This is a genomic window from Cellvibrio japonicus Ueda107, assembly GCF_000019225.1.
Taxonomy (GTDB): domain Bacteria; phylum Pseudomonadota; class Gammaproteobacteria; order Pseudomonadales; family Cellvibrionaceae; genus Cellvibrio; species Cellvibrio japonicus.
Genome location: NC_010995.1, coordinates 1,755,155 through 1,776,868, shown reverse-complemented (window position 1 = coordinate 1,776,868; position 21,714 = coordinate 1,755,155). Strand labels below are relative to the sequence as shown.

The window sequence follows — 21,714 nt, the reverse complement described above, 5'->3', positions numbered from 1 at the left end:
TGGCTCAACGATTTTCCAAACGGTTGTAATCCAGTAAGCCATATTCCTCGGGCTGCTGTTGTCGATAGCGCTCATGCAAACGGTCACTAAAACGCCAGAAGTCTGCAGAGGTGCGACGTACACCATACTTATCGAGCAAGCGGCGATAATCTTCTTCTGAACTTATTGCTTCCAATTGGCTAACGAACCCGGGGAGGTCAGTTTCTTCTACCCGCAGGAAACTATTTGGATAGCTCCCTGCAACCCCGGCCAGAAAGCTGACACTATCCAGGTGCGGACGATGCCGCTGCTCCTCCCCAAAAAGCGAGGATAAATTACTGAAATTGCGGTTGTGCAACAGGCTGTAAACACCTAATGTTGGAATTTCCAGCAAGGTTATTTCCGGCAACCACTGAACACTCGAACTGCGCAAATGCTGCATACGGATCAATGAGGCGACTGTTGAACTTTTCAATTTGTTGTCAAAGAATGAGGTGGAGGGCAGCACCTTCTGTAAACGCTGTTGCAATAAACCATACAACTCGCGCTTGTGCTCTCCCGTTTGATAATCAATGGCAACGTGCATATCCTGCTGCAAATAAATATCAAGCAATTTGCGCTGCTCTCCGGTCGGTTCTATATACCAGGAATAAATTTCATCGCGTCTGACCTCGGTAGGCAACATACTGATAAAGGTCATTTCCCCTTCCATGCGCAAGAAATCCATATAAAGGCGCGTAAGCAGCTGATGGGACACGTTGCCATACACATCAAATCCGGCCACCAATAAATAATGGATACGCTCCAGCAAGGGATAACCAATTATCCAGGCTGTTTTTGGTGGGCCACCCAACAATCCTTTATGGACACTGGCACTATCACTGTGCCGAAATATCGTTAGTGCAGCGTTGGGATTACTGCCATCGCCATCCCAGATAACATCGAGTGTGACCGGTATGCTCGTCTTGGTAACCTCAGCCATGTAAGTAGCCTTTTGACGTAAATACTCTTCCTGCATAGAAGAATACTTGAGCCAATTGGTCAATGGCCTGAAGGTATTACCCTCCTCTGCCGGCAATTGCAAGGAACTCACATTTTTCTCGAGGAACTGTTCCTGAAACTGCGTGCTCTGGGTTTTAGGATCGAGGAAAAACACCCAGAAATGATCCTGGATAACATTCAGCGCAACCTGGCCTCGGCAGACAGGCCCCTTGATGAAATTCATAATGGTGAACTGGGCTTCGCTCAACAAAAACCGGTAGCGCGCCTCGATTGGAATAGCGGCAAAGGACGTAAAAGGATTGGAAGCTTGCCCAGGTTCATAGCTGGGTAAGGCTTTCACCTCGTATTGGGGAGCAATAAACCATTGGTGCCACTGCGCCATCCGCGAAGCATTGAGTAAATACGGCATATGTGTTTTAGCAACTACCGAACTCGGATCACGCCAGAGTCGGTAATAGACATGCTCTACACCGGGATCATCAAAGGGACGGGCACGGCTAATGCGCTGGATGGGTTGGCCAGGCGGTGTACTGGAGCGCACCAGGCGAAAATAGATATCCGGCGCATTTTCAAAATATAACTGCGCCAGAAACAAGTGCTCATACAAATATCGACTGACAAGGCGCGACTTCAGGTCATCGCCATTAAAAAAATCTTCCCACTGTTGAATCAGCGCCTGAACCTGTGCCGGAATCTGGGGGGCTTTACCGGCTGGAGCACCGGCAGCCAGCCAATCCATGATCAATTGGTGCTCCTGCGCCGCCAGGGCCGGCAACCCATAGGGCATGCCCCACAAGGGCTTTTTCTGCTGGTAATCCGCAATCTGATCATCGCGCGGGCAATATTGATTACGATTCAGGGACAAATCAAACGCATCCCCCAGTAGTGGCTGGGCCGGTAATGGATGAGCCTGCTTGAGTTGCAGCAATTGGGCCATCACACCCAATTGGAGATTATTCTCAGCCGATTGTTTCCGCTCGTTAATCACTGGGTAAAATCCCTTTTCGCGCCACTGGGCGGTGGTCTGTGCATCTTCAAACATACGCGTTAATGTGGCGCCCAACAACCGTGAACCGTTATAGACCTTTTCTGCACTGGCACCGCGCAAAAAACTTTCGTAGGACTCCAGCTTTAATTGACAGGGGGCGTCATAACAACCGTGACAAACGACGCAGCGTTGCTCCAGCAAAGGCCGCACCTGATGGTAGTAAGTTAACTTCCCATCTGTATCAACATTTGCCTCATGGGCGAGCGAGCGACCATAACGACGGTCGAGATCACTCATTTGAAACTGGCCACACCCCTGCAGCAATAATCCGATACATAACCCCCAGAACAGGCGTTGGAGCAAAATCGGGGGAATGAAAGGCGGGACATAGAATGATCGGGAAGGTAACATGGTAGATTCCGTGCAAGCGCTGGATAACAGTAGACGTTTAAGAGTAGCAAAAGAACGCTTTTTATCATAAGCACTCTTTACTACAAGACCTCACAAAAACAACAATAGATTGCATATTTATTGGCACATCTGCACACAAACTATTTATATCGCGCAAAAACCATACGCCTTAGAGCAATAAGGTGCCCTGCCCCACCTCCCCTACCCGAATTAAATGATTCAGAAATAATAGTTACCTGATATGCTCTACCGGTATGGCCCATCATGACTATCAGTTTGTATCAGCCAGCTACCGGATACTTTCTGTATAACACCAATAACTATTCTGGAAACTGATTTATGGAATTTCCACTTGATCCACTGCTCACACCAATAGAAGCCCGTGTGCTCGGCGCCCTGATGGAAAAACAGCTCACAACACCTGATGCCTATCCACTGACACTTAATAGCTTGTTATTGGCCTGCAACCAAAAAACCAGCCGCGAACCGGTTAGCCATTATGAATCAGGCGAAGTACAGCGCTGCATCAATGAACTACAAGAGCGGAAACTGGTTGAAGTTGACTGGGGCGCTCGCGCAGCGCGTTATGACCAGCGCCTGACTCGCGTGGTTAGCCTCGATAAGGCAGCCCAAGCCCTGCTGTGCGTAATGATGTTGCGCGGCCCACAAACACTGAGTGAACTGCTCACACGAACCCAGCGTATGTTTGATTTTGGCAGTACTCAGGCCATTGAAGAGAAACTACAGCATCTCTGCGTCAAAACCCATCCGGCGTTTATGCACATCCCCCGCCTTGCAGGGCAACGGGAAGACCGATATATGCACTTGCTTTCTGGCGCCCCCGACCTGGAAGCCCTGGCAGCGCAAACACACAATCGCAGTGAGCGCAATGATGATGGACGCACCCAACTGGAAGAACGCGTTACCCTATTGGAAAACCAACTCGCTGAATTACAGGCCCAGGTGGCCCGGCTCCTGGAAAAAAGCGCAGAATAAACCCCGCTATGCGGGGTTTATTCACAGTTTGAAATCAATCAACGACTAAGGTGTACAGCCAGGGATGTTGCCGCTGCCTCCGGTAAATAAGGCCTATATTGGCGGGAGCGGATGGCATAGCGGGCATAGTCTTCGGCCACTGCCAATGCAGCACAATTAATAATATCCAGATTACCCGCATAGGCGGGAAGATAATCGCCCAACCCCTCTACGCACAAATCCACGCGCACGCCATCGTCGGTAAGGGTAGGCTCATCTATTAGTCGATAACCAGGAACATAACGCTGAACCCGTTCAACCATCACAGCCAGAGGCTCACGCAATCGCCCCAGATCCACATGCTCGGCTGAGGCCGTAATACTGGTCAACATAGGGGTGCGCAGGTTTACCGCATCCGCGATTAAATCCACATCCAACGCGATATCGCCCGTGTACTGGCGCAAACCTGCGCGGGTATTGCAGTAATACTCGTTGATATTAGCCAGGGTTCCGGGGCCGATGGAATTGGCAGATACAATAGACTTCACCGCAATTTTACGAACCTGGGAAATCTGCTGGTATAACACCTGCGCAATAGGTGTGGATGCCTGCCCTCCGCAAGAAATCATACTGATATTGTGATGTCGGCGATGGTCAACCATTCCCAGGGCGGGAACGCACAACTCACCAATCTGCGAAGGCGTCATATCGATGGCGAAGATCCCCAGCTTCTCAAACACCTGTGCATGCTCCAAATGGCAGGCAGCGGAGGTGGCATCAAATACCAGGTCACAGGTGTAGCACGGATCATAAAAGGCATTAATCCCTTTATCGGACACCGGGACGCCCAGGGAAGCGGCATAACGCATACCATCCGAATCCAGATTACGACCGGCAAACAATACACAACTGAACCATGGGGAGCGGCGAACCTTGACTAACAAGTCAGCACCAATCTTCCCTGTACCTAAAATCCCAACCCGTATACGCGGCTGTTCCGTAGACGCCTTATCTGAACCAGTAAGGGATACGGATCGTGAACCTACACCTAACCAATCTTTAATGAACTGCATAATTTAATCCTTAAACTCTCTCATTAATCGGTAGTTAACCACAGGGATCTGGCTAACCGGTGGCAATTACTTCAGCCTGTCCCATGGCTTTCTCACCATCAATGTCAATTTAAGATTTCACAGCCCAACAACCAATAACATCGGCGAAATACAAAAACGAGAACCATTTCTCATAAAAATTCATCATGGTTATTTGGTTTTAGAAATAAATAATTCCTTTAATTACTTAGAAAAAAATTTCTAAAAATTCAAATCGATTGTCACACCAAGCTACTTTTTTATTGATTTATTTATCCCATCTACGAAAAAAGATAATTATCGCGACATAAAACAGAATTATCTGCTTTATGTTAGGCGCATAACTTTTATCATTTATAAATTTAAGCGACATTAAAAACAAAAAGTCCCTAAAAAAATTAACTCTTATTGAAAAAGATTGTGAAGCGATTGAACAAACAGCCATAATTCAAAGCGCTTAACAAACGTCAGGGGCTTACAGCGCTGTTGTATGCCCTGCCGAAGCGAGCCAATAGAGCACTAGAAGGTACTTTGATCTGTTGTAGCCAATCCAATTGTTGATAGCCAAAGGAGCGACTCGTGGTTAAACAACCCAAAGATTATTTTGAGGCGATTACAGGAATTAATGCGCCATGGTCTGTACAGGATGTTGCCATCGACGAAAAAAACAACATTATTCAACTGGAACTAAACTACGCCAGTGAAAAACCCCGCTTTAGCTTTCTCTCCAAAAGCAATGATATTGACCAGCAATGGCAAGAGATTGAGGCGCCTAAACGCTGGATATACGGCAGCTTCGGTAATTACATCTGTTATATCAGTTCCCATGTGGTGGATAAGAACACCCCTACCAAAGGGATAAGCCGCGACAGTCTGCTAAAACCGCACTTTATGGGTGATAACAACCGCCCATATACCCACCAACTGCGACAACAGGTTGCCATGGCCTATATGCGTGGTTTAAGCGCAAACACCATCGCCAGCCTCTATCAGCTGGAACTGGCCCTGATCCAAAATATTATTACCGACATTGAAGACACCCCCGAGCAATACCGCCTGGCCAGTTGCCTCCCTACGGAAGTGGATAGTATCTGGGAGCGAATCATTACCGATAAATTCCACCTGAAAACCCAACTCTTCTCGCTCAAACTCCTCTTGTCCAAGCTAAAGCTCACCATCCACGAGCGCGATGGCATGCAAAAACTACCCGAAGCGGTTACGGAATTGCGCAAGTTCTTTATTGCCCATATCAACGCCATGGATGGTGAGTGTACCCAAATTTGTGGTTTTTCACCCAAAAAGCAATTGGCAGAAGAGCGCCGTAATGCCGCTACCAAATTGGTACTACCCGCATTGAAAAACAGCATCTGGCTGAAGTTGCTCACCGGCAAGATCGACCTGAAATCCAGCAACATGTCGCTCAACCTGTTCCTGGTGCGCCTGCGCCACGCATTCCAGCAGGCAGCCGATAACCAATCGCGCTTATTGACACTCAATTCCCTGCGTGAATTTTTCAAAAAAAATGCCCGCGCACTTAAACCGGAACTGGTGTTAATCAACAAATTGATGAATGCGCCGGAAGAGGCACAATTTACCCTGCCGAATGAACAACACGATATCTGGAAACGTATCCTCAAGGATGATTCCTTTATCCCGAGTTCTTATATGGCTTACAAGCTGTTGCTATCCAATCTGCGCTCCCAGCTGCTCATGAATCCGGATCCGGTAGTAGAACTAAACGCAGCGCGGAAAATACGCGAGTTTATCCAGCACAACCAACGCTTTATGCAACAAGAGTTGCGTATGGTGCTGCACAACTCCTATGCGGGTTGAGACACCGGAACCTAACAACGGAAATTCCATCTTACGACGGCTTCCCAATAAACCTTATTTAACGAATACCTGGCCGCAATAATGCGGCAGCAATACAAAGGAGATCTTGCATGGCACAAGACGCCGATATCCGAATCAGCAGCGCCCTTATCAGTCGCGATGAACTTATTACAAAAATCCAACAGGGTGAGTACCTGGTTATCGCTGCCGATGAAACGGTACTAAGCGGTTTACCTTCTGGCAACTGGATTGCAGGCACCATCCCCTACTTTATGACCAGGGCAGGCGGCAAGGTGGATCGCAACAGTATTTTTGTGAATACCATCCATGGCATTGCGCCCAACCGCGCACCGCGCATTACACTTTACGATGCCAATTCCATTTCACGGATCGCCCAGGAAGCACCGGAGCATGGTTTTACTATTGTGATATTGCCGGCCATGTCCCAAGTGCATCTTTCTTACGCCCAAAAAGCTCCCGAATATCCCAATATGTATTTTTCTCCCATTGTGGGCTGGATTTCCGGTGTACACCTGGACGACCTGGGCAGCCGCAATGCCAAAGTGGGCTTTGGTCCGGCCAACGGTATGTTGTTTGACCAACAAGCCGTTGCCATGCACATCCCCATGCCGGAATACCAGTTAGCGACTATCAACATCGTCAACCTGTTTACCCAGGGCGACGGCCCGGAAATCAAATTTCCCAATACCGGCTTCAAGGCAGAAGAATGTACGATCAATGGGACCCCGGGAAATTTGGCGGATTACATCAAGCAGGAAAATATCGACACCCGGTTACCGCTGGTAGCCAATTATTCCGGCGTAATGATCAATGTCAGTATCCAGCAAGTTGATGCGCTGCATCACCGCGTTGATTTATATGCGCCTGTTTTTGCCGATGTGGGTTACCGCTTCGCCAAACCGGTACCCAATTATATTGAGAGCTTTAACCAGGCGTTGCCCTCCTCTGTAAGCGAGGACATCGCCTTTACCTGCAACTGTATCCTTAATTTCCTTTATTCAGAACTGGAAGGCAAAAATACACGAGACCTGACAGGCCCAATCACCTTCGGTGAGGTAGCCTATCAGCTGCTTAATCAAACCATGGTGTATTTAACCCTGAACAGTGCCCGTTAACAGGTACCACAAGGTGAAAGAATAGAAAAAGCCGCTCTCAGCGGCTTTGTGTTTATTAACGACCAGCGGCATAAGCCTGGATATACTGTTGCAGGGCTTTTTCATTCGCCTTGACAAAGGCAATGTCAGCCTCGGGGACGGCCAGGAGCGCAGGGTCCGTGTTATCCCGCAAAACCTGTAACTGCTCTTCCGTCAGCCCTTGTATATCCTGGGCAAGGAAATAGGCCGCAATCGCATTACCAAGTCGGGTTCCCAGGCGCTGGTACTCGCCTACCGATTTCCAACCATGCCGTTGCACCATCGCCTGGGCGTTATCAAGCAGTTGCTGTGTGCGTAAAAAAGCGTCTATCTGCTCATCCTGCAAGGCAGCCGATAAAGCATCAAACGCAGCCATCGCTTCCGCACTGGCATGCATCTGATCCAGTACCTGCATAACCGGCACCATGTCGCGGTTACTCTCCATCCAACGCTGTACAGACTGTGCATTCAGCGTGTGATTATTGGGCAGTAATTGTGCGTTTGACAGCCCTGCCCCCATCAAGAGTAATCCCAATACAAAAATCTTTAGTGCACTGCCCATAAATCCATTACCTAACGCGACAAACGCAACACAATAGCCGTTGTCAGCGACCATACCCAGAAAAAGAAAAACACCACAAAAGGTGTTAACAATCCCAGGGATAAACCGGCAACACCTTTACCCAGATAGAACGGATAAATAACGAACAGCCACACCAGGGTCGGAAAAAGTGCAATCACAAACGAGCGCGCCAGCAGGCTGCTGGACAGTATCGGTAACAGAAACAACAACCCCCACAAACCACCCCAGACAATCCGAGGATACATCCAGTGGGGCGAGACAGAACCACTGATCGCCACACCCAATGATTGGGTCACACCATAGCGGGTACACAACCACATCACCACACACATCACCAGGGCACCCAAACATCCCGCACCAAAGACTTCCAGGGTATTTCGCATCGATAGACCTCACGTTAAACCGGAACAAATCACTACTGACAACAAATGTCAGCCAAATCGTGTATAAAGGCCCAGTGTAGCATTGGCTTAACATTTGGTTACACGTGCTAATGCACGAAAACTGATAAACTGCTGCCCACTTTTTAAACAGCCCCCATTCCCTCCCTGTTTTACCGGCACCTCATCACCAAGGGATATTTATGTTTCGTTTTTTTGAAAGCCTGATCAAACCCTTTCCCGCGCAAGATCCCCAGGAACCACCCAAAACACTGTACGCCTTTTGTCGTCACTATACCCGTGGTACCGAGTTTTACTTAATAGCCATGGCCGTATTTACCGGGATAATTGCCATTCTCGAAGTATCGCTCTTTGGCTACCTGGGCAATTTGGTGGACTTGCTCAATACGCAAACCCCGGACACCTTCTGGAGCCAATCCGGCGACCAGTTGTTGCTGATGGCGTTTATTATTCTGATTGCCCTGCCCTGTGCCGTGCTCATTCACTCATTGATCATGCACCAAACCCTGCTGGGCAATTTCCCCATGCGCATCCGCTGGCAGGCACATCGCTACTTACTCGGCCAAAGTTACCAGTTTTACCAAAATGAATTTGCCGGACGCATCGCTACCAAGGTGATGCAGACCGCCCTGGCCGTGCGCGAAACCATTATGAAATTACTGGATGTACTTTTGTATGTACTGGTGTACTTCAGCGGTATCCTGGTGCTCGCCGCATCACTGGATTTTCGCCTCGCCATACCCTTACTGGTTTGGTTCGCCGCTTACTCGGGTTTGTTGTATTACTTCCTGCCACGCCTGGCAAAGGTATCCGCACGGCAGGCGGATGCACGCTCCGATATGACCGGACGCCTGGTTGATACCTATACCAATATCTCTACGGTCAAGCTCTTTTCACATTCCAATCGCGAAGCTGATTATGCACGCACAGGCATGGAGCACTTTCTCGGCACGGTATATCCGCAAATGCGCCTGGCAACCCTGCTGGGAACCGGCGTATGGTTTATTAATGCATTGATGATTTTTGCAGTTGCCGCAACCTCCATCTGGCTCTGGTCCAATGCCCTGATTACCACAGGTGCCATCGCTGCCGCTGTGGGGCTGGTATTGCGCCTCAATGGCATGGCGCAATGGATTATGTGGGAGGTTTCTGCACTGTTTGAAAATATAGGAACTGCACGCGACGGTCTGAATACACTGTCGATTCCGCGCGAAGTACAGGACCAACCCCATGCCCAACCCTTACAGATCAGCCATAGCCAGATTGATTTCCAGTCTGTTAATTTCAATTACGGTAAGGGCGATGGAAAACTGCTGCACGACTTCAACCTACTGATTAAGCCTGGAGAAAAAATCGGGCTGGTTGGTCGATCGGGTGCAGGTAAATCAACACTCGTCAACCTGCTGTTGCGTTTTTATGATATTGAGTCCGGCCGCATCCTGATCGATGGACAAAACATTGCTGCCATCAAACAGGAAAGCCTGCGCGCTAATATCGGGATGGTGACACAAGATACGTCCCTGTTGCACAGATCCATTCGCGACAACCTGCTCTACGGCAAACCCAATGCCACTGAAGCAGAAATGATCCATGCAGCCCGGCAAGCAGAGGCTCACGACTTCATTATGGGCCTGATCGATAACCAGGGACGCACAGGCTATGACGCCCATGTAGGCGAGCGTGGCGTGAAGCTCTCCGGTGGCCAACGCCAGCGCATTGCCATCGCCCGGGTGCTTATCAAAAACGCACCTATCCTGATCCTTGATGAGGCAACCTCCGCCCTCGACTCAGAGGTAGAAGCCGCTATTCAAGCTAACTTGACAACCCTGATGCAAGGCAAAACCGTTATTGCCATCGCACATCGTCTCTCCACAATTGCGGCACTGGATCGCCTGATCGTCCTGGACAAAGGCCAGATTATCGAACAGGGAACCCATAGCGAATTGCTCGCCCTCGGCGGTGTCTACGCACAACTCTGGTCGCATCAATCCGGAGGTTTTTTAGGTGAGTTTTAACCATAGGGAACAATATTTCTTCTTTTTGTTGACGGGAGCTTAGCCCCTAAATTTCGCCACCAATATCGCATCGCTCCTGGTATTTATCCTGGCTGGAAAAATTATCTGGATAGCAGGACTGGTCATGATTGGCGCCTGGTTTGCACTCTCACTACCTGTTCAAGGTGAATCCAAAACTGCTCCGAATTATTATTGTGAGCATATACCTGATGATGCCAGGCCGTTATTTACATAACACCTAACCCATTGTTGATAAATAAACAGGGGCCATTATAAAAATTAGCGAATTTAATATCAGCAAAAAATAATAATCTTTAATTACCTTGAATTTTTTATTTAGAAAATTCAAGGCAATTCCAAAAGACCAAATCAAAACAACCATTAAAAAAACATATGAACTCTCATTCATATAAAATCCACCGAAATTAATATTAATACAGCATTCAGTTAGACTGCAAAATAACCGGGAAACAGCTGTTAATATTAGACACGTTTATATATGCTCCATTAGATACATCAACATTAATTGAATCATCTAAAACACTGGAAAAGCAGACTGATTCAAAAAATAGTATAGAAAATGACTGAACCTGGATATTTTTACATACCTTTCCACTGTTATTCAAAATAATAATAGAAATTTGTCCCTCGTAAAATCGCTCAAATACAAATACCTCTTCGCTCGCATATAGGGTTTTAAATTCACCTTTTTGCAAGGATATTGAATTTTTATATAAAAAAATCAATTTCTTGGTGTACAAAAAAACATCCCTATTAAAATCTGTCAAATTATCCCACTTCATACATAATCTACCATCCTCACCACTTGCAGAATGAGAAAGTCCAATTTCATCACCATAATAAACTGTCGGAATACCAGGATAGGTAAAAAGAAAAACCAATGCATTCTTGTATTTGACAACATCCCTGTTTAATAAACCAAACAATCTTTTCTTATCATGGTTACCAATAAAATTTTTAGATGACAACACAAATTGATATCCCATTAATGCCCTAAATTCCCGCAAGGTGCTGTCAAAATCCAGAACATCAAAATTAATATCATTATCAAGCCAATGTACTAATGGAGTATAAAAACCTGAATAATTTGTCATACCATCCAAATGACAGAATGGTTTTATTTCAGCAGGATCAAAGGGGTTTTCACCAAAAAGATAGCAATCTTTATTTACTTTTTTTGCTTCATCGTATAACTCACGTAAAACAGCATCACTCACATCCACATTAGGATACTTACCCAACATACAACAGGCATCCAATCTCCACCCATCAATTGAATAAGGTGAATTTAACCAATACTTGACGACAGAAGTATCATTTTTATATATAACTCCTCTTAATTTATCCGATTCATAATTTAACCTGGGCAAATAAATATCCCCCCAAAATGAATCATACTCCATTGAATCCTTATTAAACCTGAAATACTCCCTATACTTAGATTCTAAAAACCTACCTGCCCCAGCACTTGCATAGTCCCCGTTGATATCAAACCAGGGAGATCTCGCACTCATATGATTAAAAACACCATCGAGAATAATTTTAAAATCCCTTCTTTTACATTCTTGCAATAACAAGATAAATGCCTCATTACCGCCCAGGCGATGGTCGATAGAAAGATAATCTTCTACATCGTATCGATGATTTGTCGATGAAGAAAAAATAGGCGTAAAACATAGAGTATTGACGCCTAAATCCTGAAGATAATTTAGCTTCTCAACAACCCCATACAAATCACCGCCATACATTTCATAAACATCTCCAGAGGGAACATCCCCCCAAGACAAAGAAACTGAATCCCTTGAAATAACAGACTTAAACCTATCAATAAAGATATGATATATAACGGCCGACTCCACCCAGCCTGGATATCCATTAAAACTGTATATAAAATTTTTATTATTACTTACAGAATATTTATGCGCTCCCATGGCATCAAAGAAAAAGCTGTCTTTATCCAATACAATTTTAAATCTATAGGAAAAAGTACGGTATGCCTTTATGCTCCTATGCAATTTACAGCGACATATCCACTTATCAAAAGATCCTGTATTTTCTCTTTTCAAGGAAATTCGTATTTCATCGCCACCTTCAATAAAAAATAATACAACATCTTTTATTTCATCATTTTTTATTACATTTAGTGTTATCTCAAGAACAGCAACATCAATAACCTCATCAATATCTGCTGAAATATTGGAACAAAAAACAGATATTGAAGGCAACCACTCATAATTCATATATCAATCCTAACATCCCATTCCAGTACAATTTATAATCAGCGCAATTATTATCCCGAATTAAATAGAACCTTTTTCCTGAAAAGGACATTTCTTTTCTTCCATAAAGTCCCCCTATCTCTCCTTTTGTACAAAAGTATTTTTTTGGATCTAATAAAATTCCCAAGAGCATAAAAAACCTCTGCACGGGAGGAAGCAATTAACATGACACGATATATCAGGGTAAACCTACCCTCATGCCATTCATGAAAATATTGTGGGTAAACATTGTGCTTTAAAAAAGCATAAGCAGAGTACGCATTAATATTTGCATAGATAATGTAACCAATTTCGACACCTGCTGAATTGTATAACAATGCTAATGTCTTATTGTTATTGGCTGTTACAAGCAAAGCAGCAACCTCTGGGGATATTTCACGATTGGAAGATACATGCAACATTAATGCTTTATTTAATATTTTATTATCCATATTAATTACCCAGCTCCATCAACTCGCAAAGCATTTTCTACATAGTGCAAGTAATGGCTAAAATCGTATCCAAGCACAGTGCAATTCAAATTATTATTTTTAATGTATGACATCATTCGACAGAAAGAGGGGCACTCATAAAGGAGTGTATTAGAATCAGTGTCATCTATTAAATAGACATTTCTCACAGGATCAAAACACAGTGTCCAACCACTGTCTTTAAAGATAATAAAACCTGAAGATATCATTTTCTCATCAAGCTTGATTAACATATCGGCCTCATCTTTATCAAAAGACCAATCAGCCACATTCAATGGAATACTAATCAAATCATAAAAGCCATCTTTATTAGCAGATAACACCTCATTATAGATATAACTTTCCAATCTCCCCATAAAGAAAAATTCAGTAACGTAAAACCTTTTAATCGACAACAAAAAGCTGAAGGTTAAATAAGCCTCTAAACTAATATTTTTAAGCTGTAAATTATTATATGTAGACCTGATCAAAGATAAAAATGACCGCTTATCATCGATAAACAGCACTTCATGATTTACATCTAATGCTTCATCTTTAATATCAGCAAAGGCATAAGAAAATATACCCCTAAGGAAACTCAGCAAAGGGTCATTTGATTGGATTGAAACCGGCCTTCCCGGAGAAATTTTCTTTGCGGAATTAATGATCTTTGCAAGATTCCGGCTTAAATTAATCAAATCCGGGTTATCGGATCCAGATTTCACATTTTTATAACTTATTCCCAATACGTAACAAGTATGGGCACGAAGGAAGGAGTCAAACTGCTCGAAAAAGTAGTTGGTTAATATATTAACATTTAACTTCAATTTATTATATTTTGAAAATGTATAAACCATTTCACAAAAAAAATCTATTACCTCATCAGGTTCGGAATAGAATGATGATTTTCCACCAATATTATGACCGCCACCTAAAAAAGTGGTATTTGTTAAATCAAGCCATCGGCCATCAATACTGATATTGGATGGAGAAATACTGCCGTGGGAGAGCCTTGCCATCCGAGAAAATGCAAATTGATTGGCATAATTGAACAACAACTGCCCCATTGATTTTATATAACCACTTACTGATGTAAATGTTTTATAAAAATTCCGGTTGACACGCCTTACCCTGGCTTCTTCGGAAATTATATCATTCGGTATAGATATACGTGATGAAGAAGCTTTAAGAAAGTGTGCAGGTCTTATACAAATATCGCGAACCAATAAAGCGCCATATCCCCTCCGCTGATCTATAGGCAGATGGTCCAACCCTGGCAACATAGCAGTTTTTTCACCCAGCAGGATAACTCCGTGGATTGCCACAGTACCAAGCGGCATTATTCTATTTAAAAGAGTGGAATATATTGCCTCGTATATTGCATCAACCAGGTTCAGGCCACCATAACTATACCATTCGTCATTAGATTCACCTGCCAGTATATTCTTTCCAACACCCTTTATTTGCACGCCGTTTAAATTACCACATCTGGCACCACCAGCATTAATACCAACACCGAGCCCGCCATATCGCTCTGCCTGAAGATATTTTTTATTGGATATGTCAAACACAATCTCATCATAATATCTATTGCCAACCACGGCGTAACCAAACTGATCCAAGAACAGTTTTTCATCGAACTCTTTATCGAACTTATCAGTTATTGAGTTTTTATTTATCCATAAAACCTGTGCAGACGTGACTTTTGAACAGTTAAAATCAACGTAATTAGCACCCAAAATTTCACGATCAATATTAAATAATTTTTCCATAAGGTTATTCTGATTTTTCCATTTTATAGAGATACACATATTTTGATTTTTTAGGAATAGTCATTTCATAGTCTTTTAAAATATCATTCCCCAAAAGGCTAGAATTAGAAAGTGCTCCGTGTGCTTTATATAATGTAATATTGGATATTGAATCACCAATTTTCATTTCAAAAACACCTTTCTCAATGATTGCTTCATGCATAGATTGAAATGCATTACTGGTATAAATCTCTTCTTTATAGATCTCTGCGGAACCGCACTGCATTAACCTATTCCAATCCTTCTCTTTTAATGAGCTTGAATTAGCACCAGTATCTATTTTCATTAAGAATTTACAGCCATTAATAATAACCTCTATTGTAGGATTATAATCTTTCACTTTCAGCCTAACTTTATTTCCATAAAGTTCTTTAGGGTTGAGTGTTAAAGCACCATCCTGAAAATTAATTTTGAAGCCGATATTATACAAATACTCAAACCCCAATATTCCATCTGTCTCAAAAGGGAGATTTTTTATTAAATCAGAAAAACCAAGTCTTGAAGGGTATATATAATTTTCATCTAAATAGAACTTAACCTTGTCAGAATATAAAATATCCTGCTTTAAAAACTTACTATACTTCTTTTTAATTTTTAAGTTAGGATATAAAGATTTTATTTCGTCAATTAAATCTTTTCCTACAACTGAATAACTGGTTCCCGTATCAATCACCAACTTAAATTCTTTTTCATAAAAATAGCCCTGCACAGTAAAAATATCATTCCATACAGGCACTGAGTGAATATCTTTTTTTACCTCCATAGCATTCGTACAAGTGCAAAATAACAATGCCATAGTTAATAAATAATTCCTCATAAAGCTTTCCTTTTTCTATATAGTGAAAATACCATTTGATAAAAACATTATTCTGGTTTTTCTATTTTATTGAGGTAAATATATTTTGATTTTTTAGGTATTGTCATTTCATAATCCTTTAATAAATCATTACCCAAAAGATTAATATTGGAGTGTGGCCCATGAGATTTAGACAATGTAATATTAGATATCGAGTTTCCAATTTTTATTTCAAAAACACCTTTTTCAACTGTTTTTTCATGTATGGATTCCAGTGCATTACTTGCATAAATTTCTTCCTTGTATAATTCGGTCGAGCCACAGCTCATTAAACTATTCCAATCCTCTTCTTTTAGTGAGCTTTTAGTAGATCCGGTATCTATAGCCATTGAAAATTTGCATTTATTAATAGTAACCTCTATCTGCGGGTAATAATCTTTCACCCTGAGTTTAATTTTATTCCCATAAAACTCTTTAGGATTTAGCATTAAAATTTTATCCTGAAAATTTACTTTGAAACCAACATTATACAAATACTCAAACCCCAATATTCCATCCATCTCAAAAGGAATGTTTTTTATTAAATCAGAAAAAAAAATTCTTGAAGGATAAACATAATTTTTATCTAAATAAAATTTAACATTATCAGCATATAAAATATCTTGCCTTAAAAACTCACTAAACATACTCTTAATTTTTAAATTAGAATCTAATGACCTTATTTCATCAATTAAATCTTTTCCAAAAACCGAATAACTACTTCCCGTATCAACCAATAACCTGTATTCTTTTTTATAAAAATAGCCCTGCACAGTGAAAAGATCAGACCACACAGGCACTGGGTGAATATATTTTTTTACCTCCATAGCATTCGTACAAGTGCAAAATAACAATGCCATAGTTAATAAATAATTCCTCATGAAGCTTTCCTTTTTCTATATAGTAAAAACACTATTTGATAAAAACATTATTCTGGTTTTTCTATTTTATTGAGGTAAATATATTTTGATTTCTTAGGAATTATAATTTCATAATCCTTTAAAAAGTCATTACCTAAAATATTAGAATTGGAGAGCGGCCCGTAAGATTGATACAGTACAATATTGGATATTGAGTTACCTACTTTAATTTCAAAAACGCCTTTATCAATTGTTTTTTCATGCATATGTTGCAATAAATTATTTGCATAAATATCTTCTTTATAGAGTTCTGTGGAACCGCATTTCATTAACCTATTCCAATCATCCTCTTTTAGTGAACTGTTGCTAGCTCCAGTGTCTATCGCCATTGAAAACTTGCAATTATTAATAATAACTTCTATATGAGGATCATAATCTTCTACTTTTATTTTAATTTTATTTCCATAAATCTCTTCGGGATTCAGCGTTAAAATCCTGTCTTGAAAATTCACCTTGAAACCAATGTTATACAAATACTCAAATCCCAATATTCCATCTATTTCAAAAGGAATATTCGTTAACCCATCAAAAAAAACTATTCTTGATGGGTGCGTATAATTTTTATCCAGATAAAAATCTACTTTATTGGCATATAAAATATCTTGATCTAAAAACTTGCTAAATCTTTTTTTAATTTTTTTATTGGATGACTTTACTTCATCAATCAAACCTTTATTTAAAATAGTATAATTTGTACCAGAATCAAAAACCAAGTTAAGTTTTCTTTCATACAGATAACCCTGCACAGTGAAAAGTTCATACCCAACGGAATAAATATCTTTTTTTACTTCCATAGAAGACACTTGTAAACAAAAAATTAATATTAAAAATATACTATACTTCATATATATCCCCAAAAAAAATTAATCAGCAATAGCCACATCCCTGTGATAGTTAAATCAATAACTCAATTTAACCAGATCCTATTTCTTAGTATCATCAAAAGGCTCTGTTCTTGAAGGCGCACTGGAGGACGAACCACTTGAAGATGAGCCAGAAGTACCACCACGAATAGTTACCGAGCCACTATAAGTTCCTCCGCCGATAGTTGCTGAGGTTGTACCTGAACTGCTATTTGTATTGGTAATGGTGACTTTAGGTGCGTCAATTTTAATTTTTCCAGTAACTTCCCAACCACCCTGCACTTCTTCAATTTCAGCAAGACTTAATTCACGCATAATATAACTCCATTAATTTACATAAATAAAACCTATCCAACAGGATAAGCAGACAAAACGCTTCCATACGAACAGACCAATAATGATCCAGGCGATGAATCTCTTATATAGACACATCATCTTCCATGATATTTATCTCCTTTATTAAAGAGATAAATCCGGCTCCACCAGGATTTAACCCATGGTTATCGTTAACCAAGGTTTATCACCCTATCGGCAAAGGAAATGGTTTCTGCCCGGTGGGCTACAAAGACCCGGGTAATACTCAGGCGTTTTATATTTTGATTGACGTGATGCTCGTTATCGGAATCCAGATGGCTGGTGGCTTCGTCCAAAAATAATATTTTCGGTTCGCGATACAGGGCCCTTGCCAATATGATTCTTTGCTTTTGCCCCCCGCTGAGGCTCGACCCCATGTCACCAACCAGGGTTTTATATTGCATCGGCATTCTGGTTATGTCGTTATGGACTGATGCCATGGCGGCATATTTGATAACGTTATCCATGTCTATGGTGGAGGAAAAACAAGTGATGTTGTCGGATATATCACCCGCCAGTAAGGCGTCATCCTGCATAACACCGGCTATCTGACTCCTATAGGAGGATAATTCCCGTATTGGTTTGTCATCGATATAAATTTCGCCTTCTGTAGGTTGTATAAGGCCCATCAGGCACTTTATTAGCGTCGTCTTGCCACAACCACTGACTCCGGTTATGGCTACCGTTTCACCCGGTTGAATACAGAAGTTTACATTTTGGAAAATATAGGGTTCGTGTTCACTGTATTTAAACGACAGGTTTTTGACCTCTATTTTTCCATCGATAATATTATTGGAGTTTACATGTACATTATTTTCATCCACTACGCTCACTGAACCCACAAGTTCTTTAGTCAGGTGTGAATTAATATTTTCAGGTTCTGAATAAACAATATCAGCCAGCCGGCTCAGATGAATATCCAGCATTTTATAATTGATATATTGATCAACCAGGCCTATGGTTGAGGCAATAAAGTGCCCTTTGTAGCTCATAAAGGCATATAGCATTCCCAGCGATATTTTATTATCCAGCACCAGTGTTGCCGCCAAATAAATAACTATTAAATTTTCTATTCCAAACAAAATATCATTGGCGGTATCGTAACCAATAGTCCATTTAAATATTTTAATGTCCTTATTGATAACATCGGCCATTTTATTTTTCCACTGGCTTTCACGATCAGTTTCCTTCTGGAATATTTTGATGGTTTGAATAGCCCTTACCGATTCAATAAAGTGTGAACTTTCCTTTGCAGCAACAACGATACTTTCTTCATTGATCCGCTTGAAGGGGGAGTAGAAAAAATACCTTATCAAGGCATATAAAATAACTACGGCCACCACAATAAAACCCAGCAATACACTGTAATAAAACATTAAAATCAGTGCCAGAATTGCCATCAGGCCATCTATAATGGCGGCAATTAACCCATTGGTAATTACATCGCGGACATTACCCACAGAGCCGAACCTGGAGATTATGTCACCCATATGCCGCCTGTTGAAATAATCGACAGGCAACCGGATCAAATGCCTGAACAGGTTAGATGACATTTGCATGGTCAACCTTGTGGAGAGCTCAAACATCAAAAACTTTCTTATTATTTTTGTCGATATTTGAATTAACAATAAGAACAGAAAACCCAGTGTTATTACAGCAAGCAGGCTTACATCCCTATTTAATAGTACATCGTCGACAACCAACTGCATTTGGAAGGGGGCTACTAATGCAAACAGTTGCAAGATTAATGACAAAATCAATATATTGGTTAAGCCGCGTTTTAGCCCGACAATATTGCTCCAAAATGCACCCAGGCTTAATTTTATTTTTTCCTCTTTTTTCTTAAATTCCGATGTTGGCGTCAGTTCCAACACAACCCCAGTAAACTTTTTCAGGAAATCCTTTTTGCTTACCTCAAGTTCCCCTGAGTTGGGATCGACAATAACAACACTTTTCCTACCTATAGATTTAATAACAATGAAATGATCCATATTCCAATGGGCAATACAGGGCAGTTGTATTTTGTTTAATTCATCCTCGTCTATACGCAACGCCCTTGATGACAGGTTCATTAGCGATGCCAACTGCATAAGCGTTTTTAACCCAGTTCCCTTACTGGATATTGAAAATTTTTTCCTTAAAGAAACGATATCGGTTACCAATCCGTAATATCCGGCTATCATTCCCAGGCATGCAAGGCCACACTCGGCAGTCTCGGTCTGCAGGATTACAGGCAACTTGCTTGACGAGCTGAACTTTACAAGCCTATCCGAATAAGACTGTGTTTGATTAGCAACAGAATCCACTACATTTTTCCTTTTAAACTGTATATTGGATCAAACAACCAATGTATAAGAGAGCGCTCACCGGTCGATATTTTTGCGTTCAGGGTCATGCCGGATTTCAACGATAAGGACTTACCGTATGCGCTAATGTCCTGCTTTTGGATATGAGCTGTTACTTTATAAACAGGTTCAGACAGCCCGTAAGGAACGTTCAACACTTCGTTGGGAAGCATCAACGTGGAGGAAACACTGTCTATTACGCCACGATAAAGACCAAATCGCTGATAGGGGAAGGCATCGTAGGCTATTTCCAAATTCTGGCCCGGTTCAACAAAGCCAATGGCACGTACAGGTACTAATAAATGTGCAATTAGTTTGGCCTCTTCAGGGATCAGCGTCAGCAAAGGAATAGCTGAACCGGACACCGCCTTTTGCCCTTCTATGGCCTGCAAATTATTAATAACCCCTGCCCTTGGGGACTTTATAACGTAAGATTTCCTGCCGTTTAATTGCGCAATTTTCTGGGTTATATCACTTAATTTCTCTTTTAATTGATCTATCCTGTTTTGATTTTCGTAGAGTAAAAAATTACTTTCACTTTGCATTTGCTCTATAAGGTTTTCCTTGGATATTTTGCTTATCGTAAGATTATGAATATCAATACGAACGGCCAACTCCTGTGATAACACACTTTCATAATCATATCCTGAAATATGTCCGTCTTTTTTCAGAACACTCATGCGCTCAACCTGATTAGAGATCAATGCATGCTTTCGAGACAACATTGTCATTTGCTCTTTTAACATGAGCAATTCACTTTCTGCCGCGTGAATCTTTTCATTTATGATTTTTGCCTGACTTTTATAGATTGTGTTGCTCCTTGCCAACTGCTCATTAACCAGGCTTTTTTGAACGTCATACTCATTCAGCAAATTTTCCTCCATATTGCCGCCATCGGTTAGAATCCTGTCTCCATTTATAATCAGCAGCGGCTGGTTTTTTTCAACAAAATCTCCTTCTGAAACAAGTACCTTTTTGATAGTACCTGTGTCCTCCGGGTATACACGAATAACGCCTGCTGATGGCTCAAGCCAACCGACAACAGTTTCTTTACGAGCGTAAGAATTGGAAATCAGCCACAGAAATACAACCGCTACCCAAACGAGCAGAAAAAGGACAATGAGGGAATGTGAAATGCGAGGCGTTACAATAGCGTCGCCATGTAAGCGGTTTTTGTGATGCTCAACAGCCTGGGAGCGAAAAAGTTTGGTTTCCATAACAGTCAGTGATCGTATCCGTGAATGATTGCATCCGGTGACAATCATTTCCTGTGGGTTATGAATTTGACTGTAATTTCAACTGTCGCCAAAGTCCACGAACTGCATACGTATGCAATTTCATGCTTTAAACAAGAAGAAAATTTTGTGATGCAATCGGCATCAAAAAATATATTATTTTTATGGTT

17 protein-coding genes are annotated in these 21,714 nt (G+C 41.8%); 4 read left to right on the top strand and 13 right to left on the bottom strand.

The features are described from left to right. Positions 1-4: 4 nt before the first annotated feature. The gene (locus CJA_RS07470) at positions 5-2,266 is read right to left on the bottom strand and encodes a fatty acid cis/trans isomerase (RefSeq protein WP_012487160.1); all 2,262 of its coding nucleotides are present in this window, start codon (positions 2,264-2,266) and stop codon (positions 5-7) included. Positions 2,267-2,719: 453 nt separating this feature from the next. Here CJA_RS07470 and CJA_RS07465 point away from each other — a divergent pair, with 453 nt between their 5' ends. After that, positions 2,720-3,376, top strand: coding sequence for a YceH family protein (locus CJA_RS07465; RefSeq protein WP_012487159.1), 657 nt, complete (start codon positions 2,720-2,722; stop codon positions 3,374-3,376). Positions 3,377-3,414: 38 nt separating this feature from the next. Here CJA_RS07465 and CJA_RS07460 read toward each other — a convergent pair whose 3' ends face one another. Beyond that, the gene (locus CJA_RS07460) at positions 3,415-4,428 is read right to left on the bottom strand and encodes an acetylating acetaldehyde dehydrogenase (protein WP_012487158.1); all 1,014 of its coding nucleotides are present in this window, start codon (positions 4,426-4,428) and stop codon (positions 3,415-3,417) included. A gap of 597 nt (positions 4,429-5,025) precedes the next feature. Between CJA_RS07460 and CJA_RS07455 the strand changes: the two genes are divergently transcribed. Together CJA_RS07455 and CJA_RS07450 are read left to right on the top strand one after the other, a co-directional pair. Further along, complete coding sequence (locus CJA_RS07455; protein WP_012487157.1) at positions 5,026-6,279, top strand: hypothetical protein; 1,254 nt, start codon at positions 5,026-5,028, stop codon at positions 6,277-6,279. A gap of 110 nt (positions 6,280-6,389) precedes the next feature. Continuing rightward, the gene (locus CJA_RS07450; protein WP_012487156.1) at positions 6,390-7,415 is read left to right on the top strand and encodes a DUF6976 family protein; all 1,026 of its coding nucleotides are present in this window, start codon (positions 6,390-6,392) and stop codon (positions 7,413-7,415) included. A gap of 55 nt (positions 7,416-7,470) precedes the next feature. Here the strand turns inward: CJA_RS07450 and CJA_RS07445 are convergent, their stop codons facing one another. Both CJA_RS07445 and CJA_RS07440 read right to left on the bottom strand, forming a co-directional pair. Beyond that, positions 7,471-7,995 (bottom strand): hypothetical protein, encoded by a 525-nt coding sequence (locus tag CJA_RS07445; RefSeq protein WP_012487155.1) that lies wholly within the window; start codon positions 7,993-7,995, stop codon positions 7,471-7,473. 11 nt (positions 7,996-8,006) lie between these two features. After that, entirely contained in the window at positions 8,007-8,399 is a 393-nt protein-coding gene (locus CJA_RS07440) for a hypothetical protein (RefSeq protein ID WP_012487154.1), read from the bottom strand. Between the two features lie 200 nt (positions 8,400-8,599). Between CJA_RS07440 and CJA_RS07435 the strand changes: the two genes are divergently transcribed. Further along, a complete protein-coding gene (locus CJA_RS07435; protein WP_012487153.1) occupies positions 8,600-10,432 on the top strand; it encodes an ABC transporter ATP-binding protein in 1,833 nt (610 codons plus the stop codon). Positions 10,433-10,875: 443 nt separating this feature from the next. Here the strand turns inward: CJA_RS07435 and CJA_RS19020 are convergent, their stop codons facing one another. From CJA_RS19020 to CJA_RS07395, 9 genes are all read right to left on the bottom strand, one after another. Next, positions 10,876-12,693, bottom strand: coding sequence for a glycoside hydrolase family 13 protein (locus CJA_RS19020; protein WP_012487152.1), 1,818 nt, complete (start codon positions 12,691-12,693; stop codon positions 10,876-10,878). Between the two features lie 50 nt (positions 12,694-12,743). Next, positions 12,744-13,163 carry a hypothetical protein gene (locus CJA_RS07425; RefSeq protein WP_041551273.1) on the bottom strand — a complete coding sequence of 140 codons (420 nt, stop codon included), beginning with the start codon at positions 13,161-13,163 and terminating at the stop codon, positions 12,744-12,746. 5 nt (positions 13,164-13,168) lie between these two features. Beyond that, complete coding sequence (locus CJA_RS18635; protein WP_049765420.1) at positions 13,169-14,953, bottom strand: hypothetical protein; 1,785 nt, start codon at positions 14,951-14,953, stop codon at positions 13,169-13,171. A 4-nt stretch (positions 14,954-14,957) separates the two neighbouring features. After that, on the bottom strand, positions 14,958-15,788 hold the full coding sequence (locus CJA_RS07415; protein ID WP_238526844.1) for a retroviral-like aspartic protease family protein: 831 nt from the start codon (positions 15,786-15,788) through the stop codon (positions 14,958-14,960). 68 nt (positions 15,789-15,856) lie between these two features. Further along, positions 15,857-16,687: a pepsin/retropepsin-like aspartic protease family protein gene (locus tag CJA_RS07410; RefSeq protein ID WP_238526843.1), complete on the bottom strand. Its 831-nt coding sequence runs from the start codon at positions 16,685-16,687 to the stop codon at positions 15,857-15,859. Positions 16,688-16,755: 68 nt separating this feature from the next. Beyond that, positions 16,756-17,541 carry a pepsin/retropepsin-like aspartic protease family protein gene (locus CJA_RS07405; RefSeq protein WP_041551271.1) on the bottom strand — a complete coding sequence of 262 codons (786 nt, stop codon included), beginning with the start codon at positions 17,539-17,541 and terminating at the stop codon, positions 16,756-16,758. Between the two features lie 129 nt (positions 17,542-17,670). Then, positions 17,671-17,925: a hypothetical protein gene (locus CJA_RS19325; RefSeq protein ID WP_012487147.1), complete on the bottom strand. Its 255-nt coding sequence runs from the start codon at positions 17,923-17,925 to the stop codon at positions 17,671-17,673. Positions 17,926-18,116: 191 nt separating this feature from the next. Next, positions 18,117-20,270, bottom strand: coding sequence for a peptidase domain-containing ABC transporter (locus CJA_RS07400; RefSeq protein ID WP_012487146.1), 2,154 nt, complete (start codon positions 20,268-20,270; stop codon positions 18,117-18,119). Continuing rightward, complete coding sequence (locus CJA_RS07395; protein ID WP_158304057.1) at positions 20,270-21,526, bottom strand: HlyD family secretion protein; 1,257 nt, start codon at positions 21,524-21,526, stop codon at positions 20,270-20,272. The genes CJA_RS07400 and CJA_RS07395 overlap by 1 nt, the downstream gene beginning before the upstream one ends. Positions 21,527-21,714 lie beyond the last annotated feature (188 nt).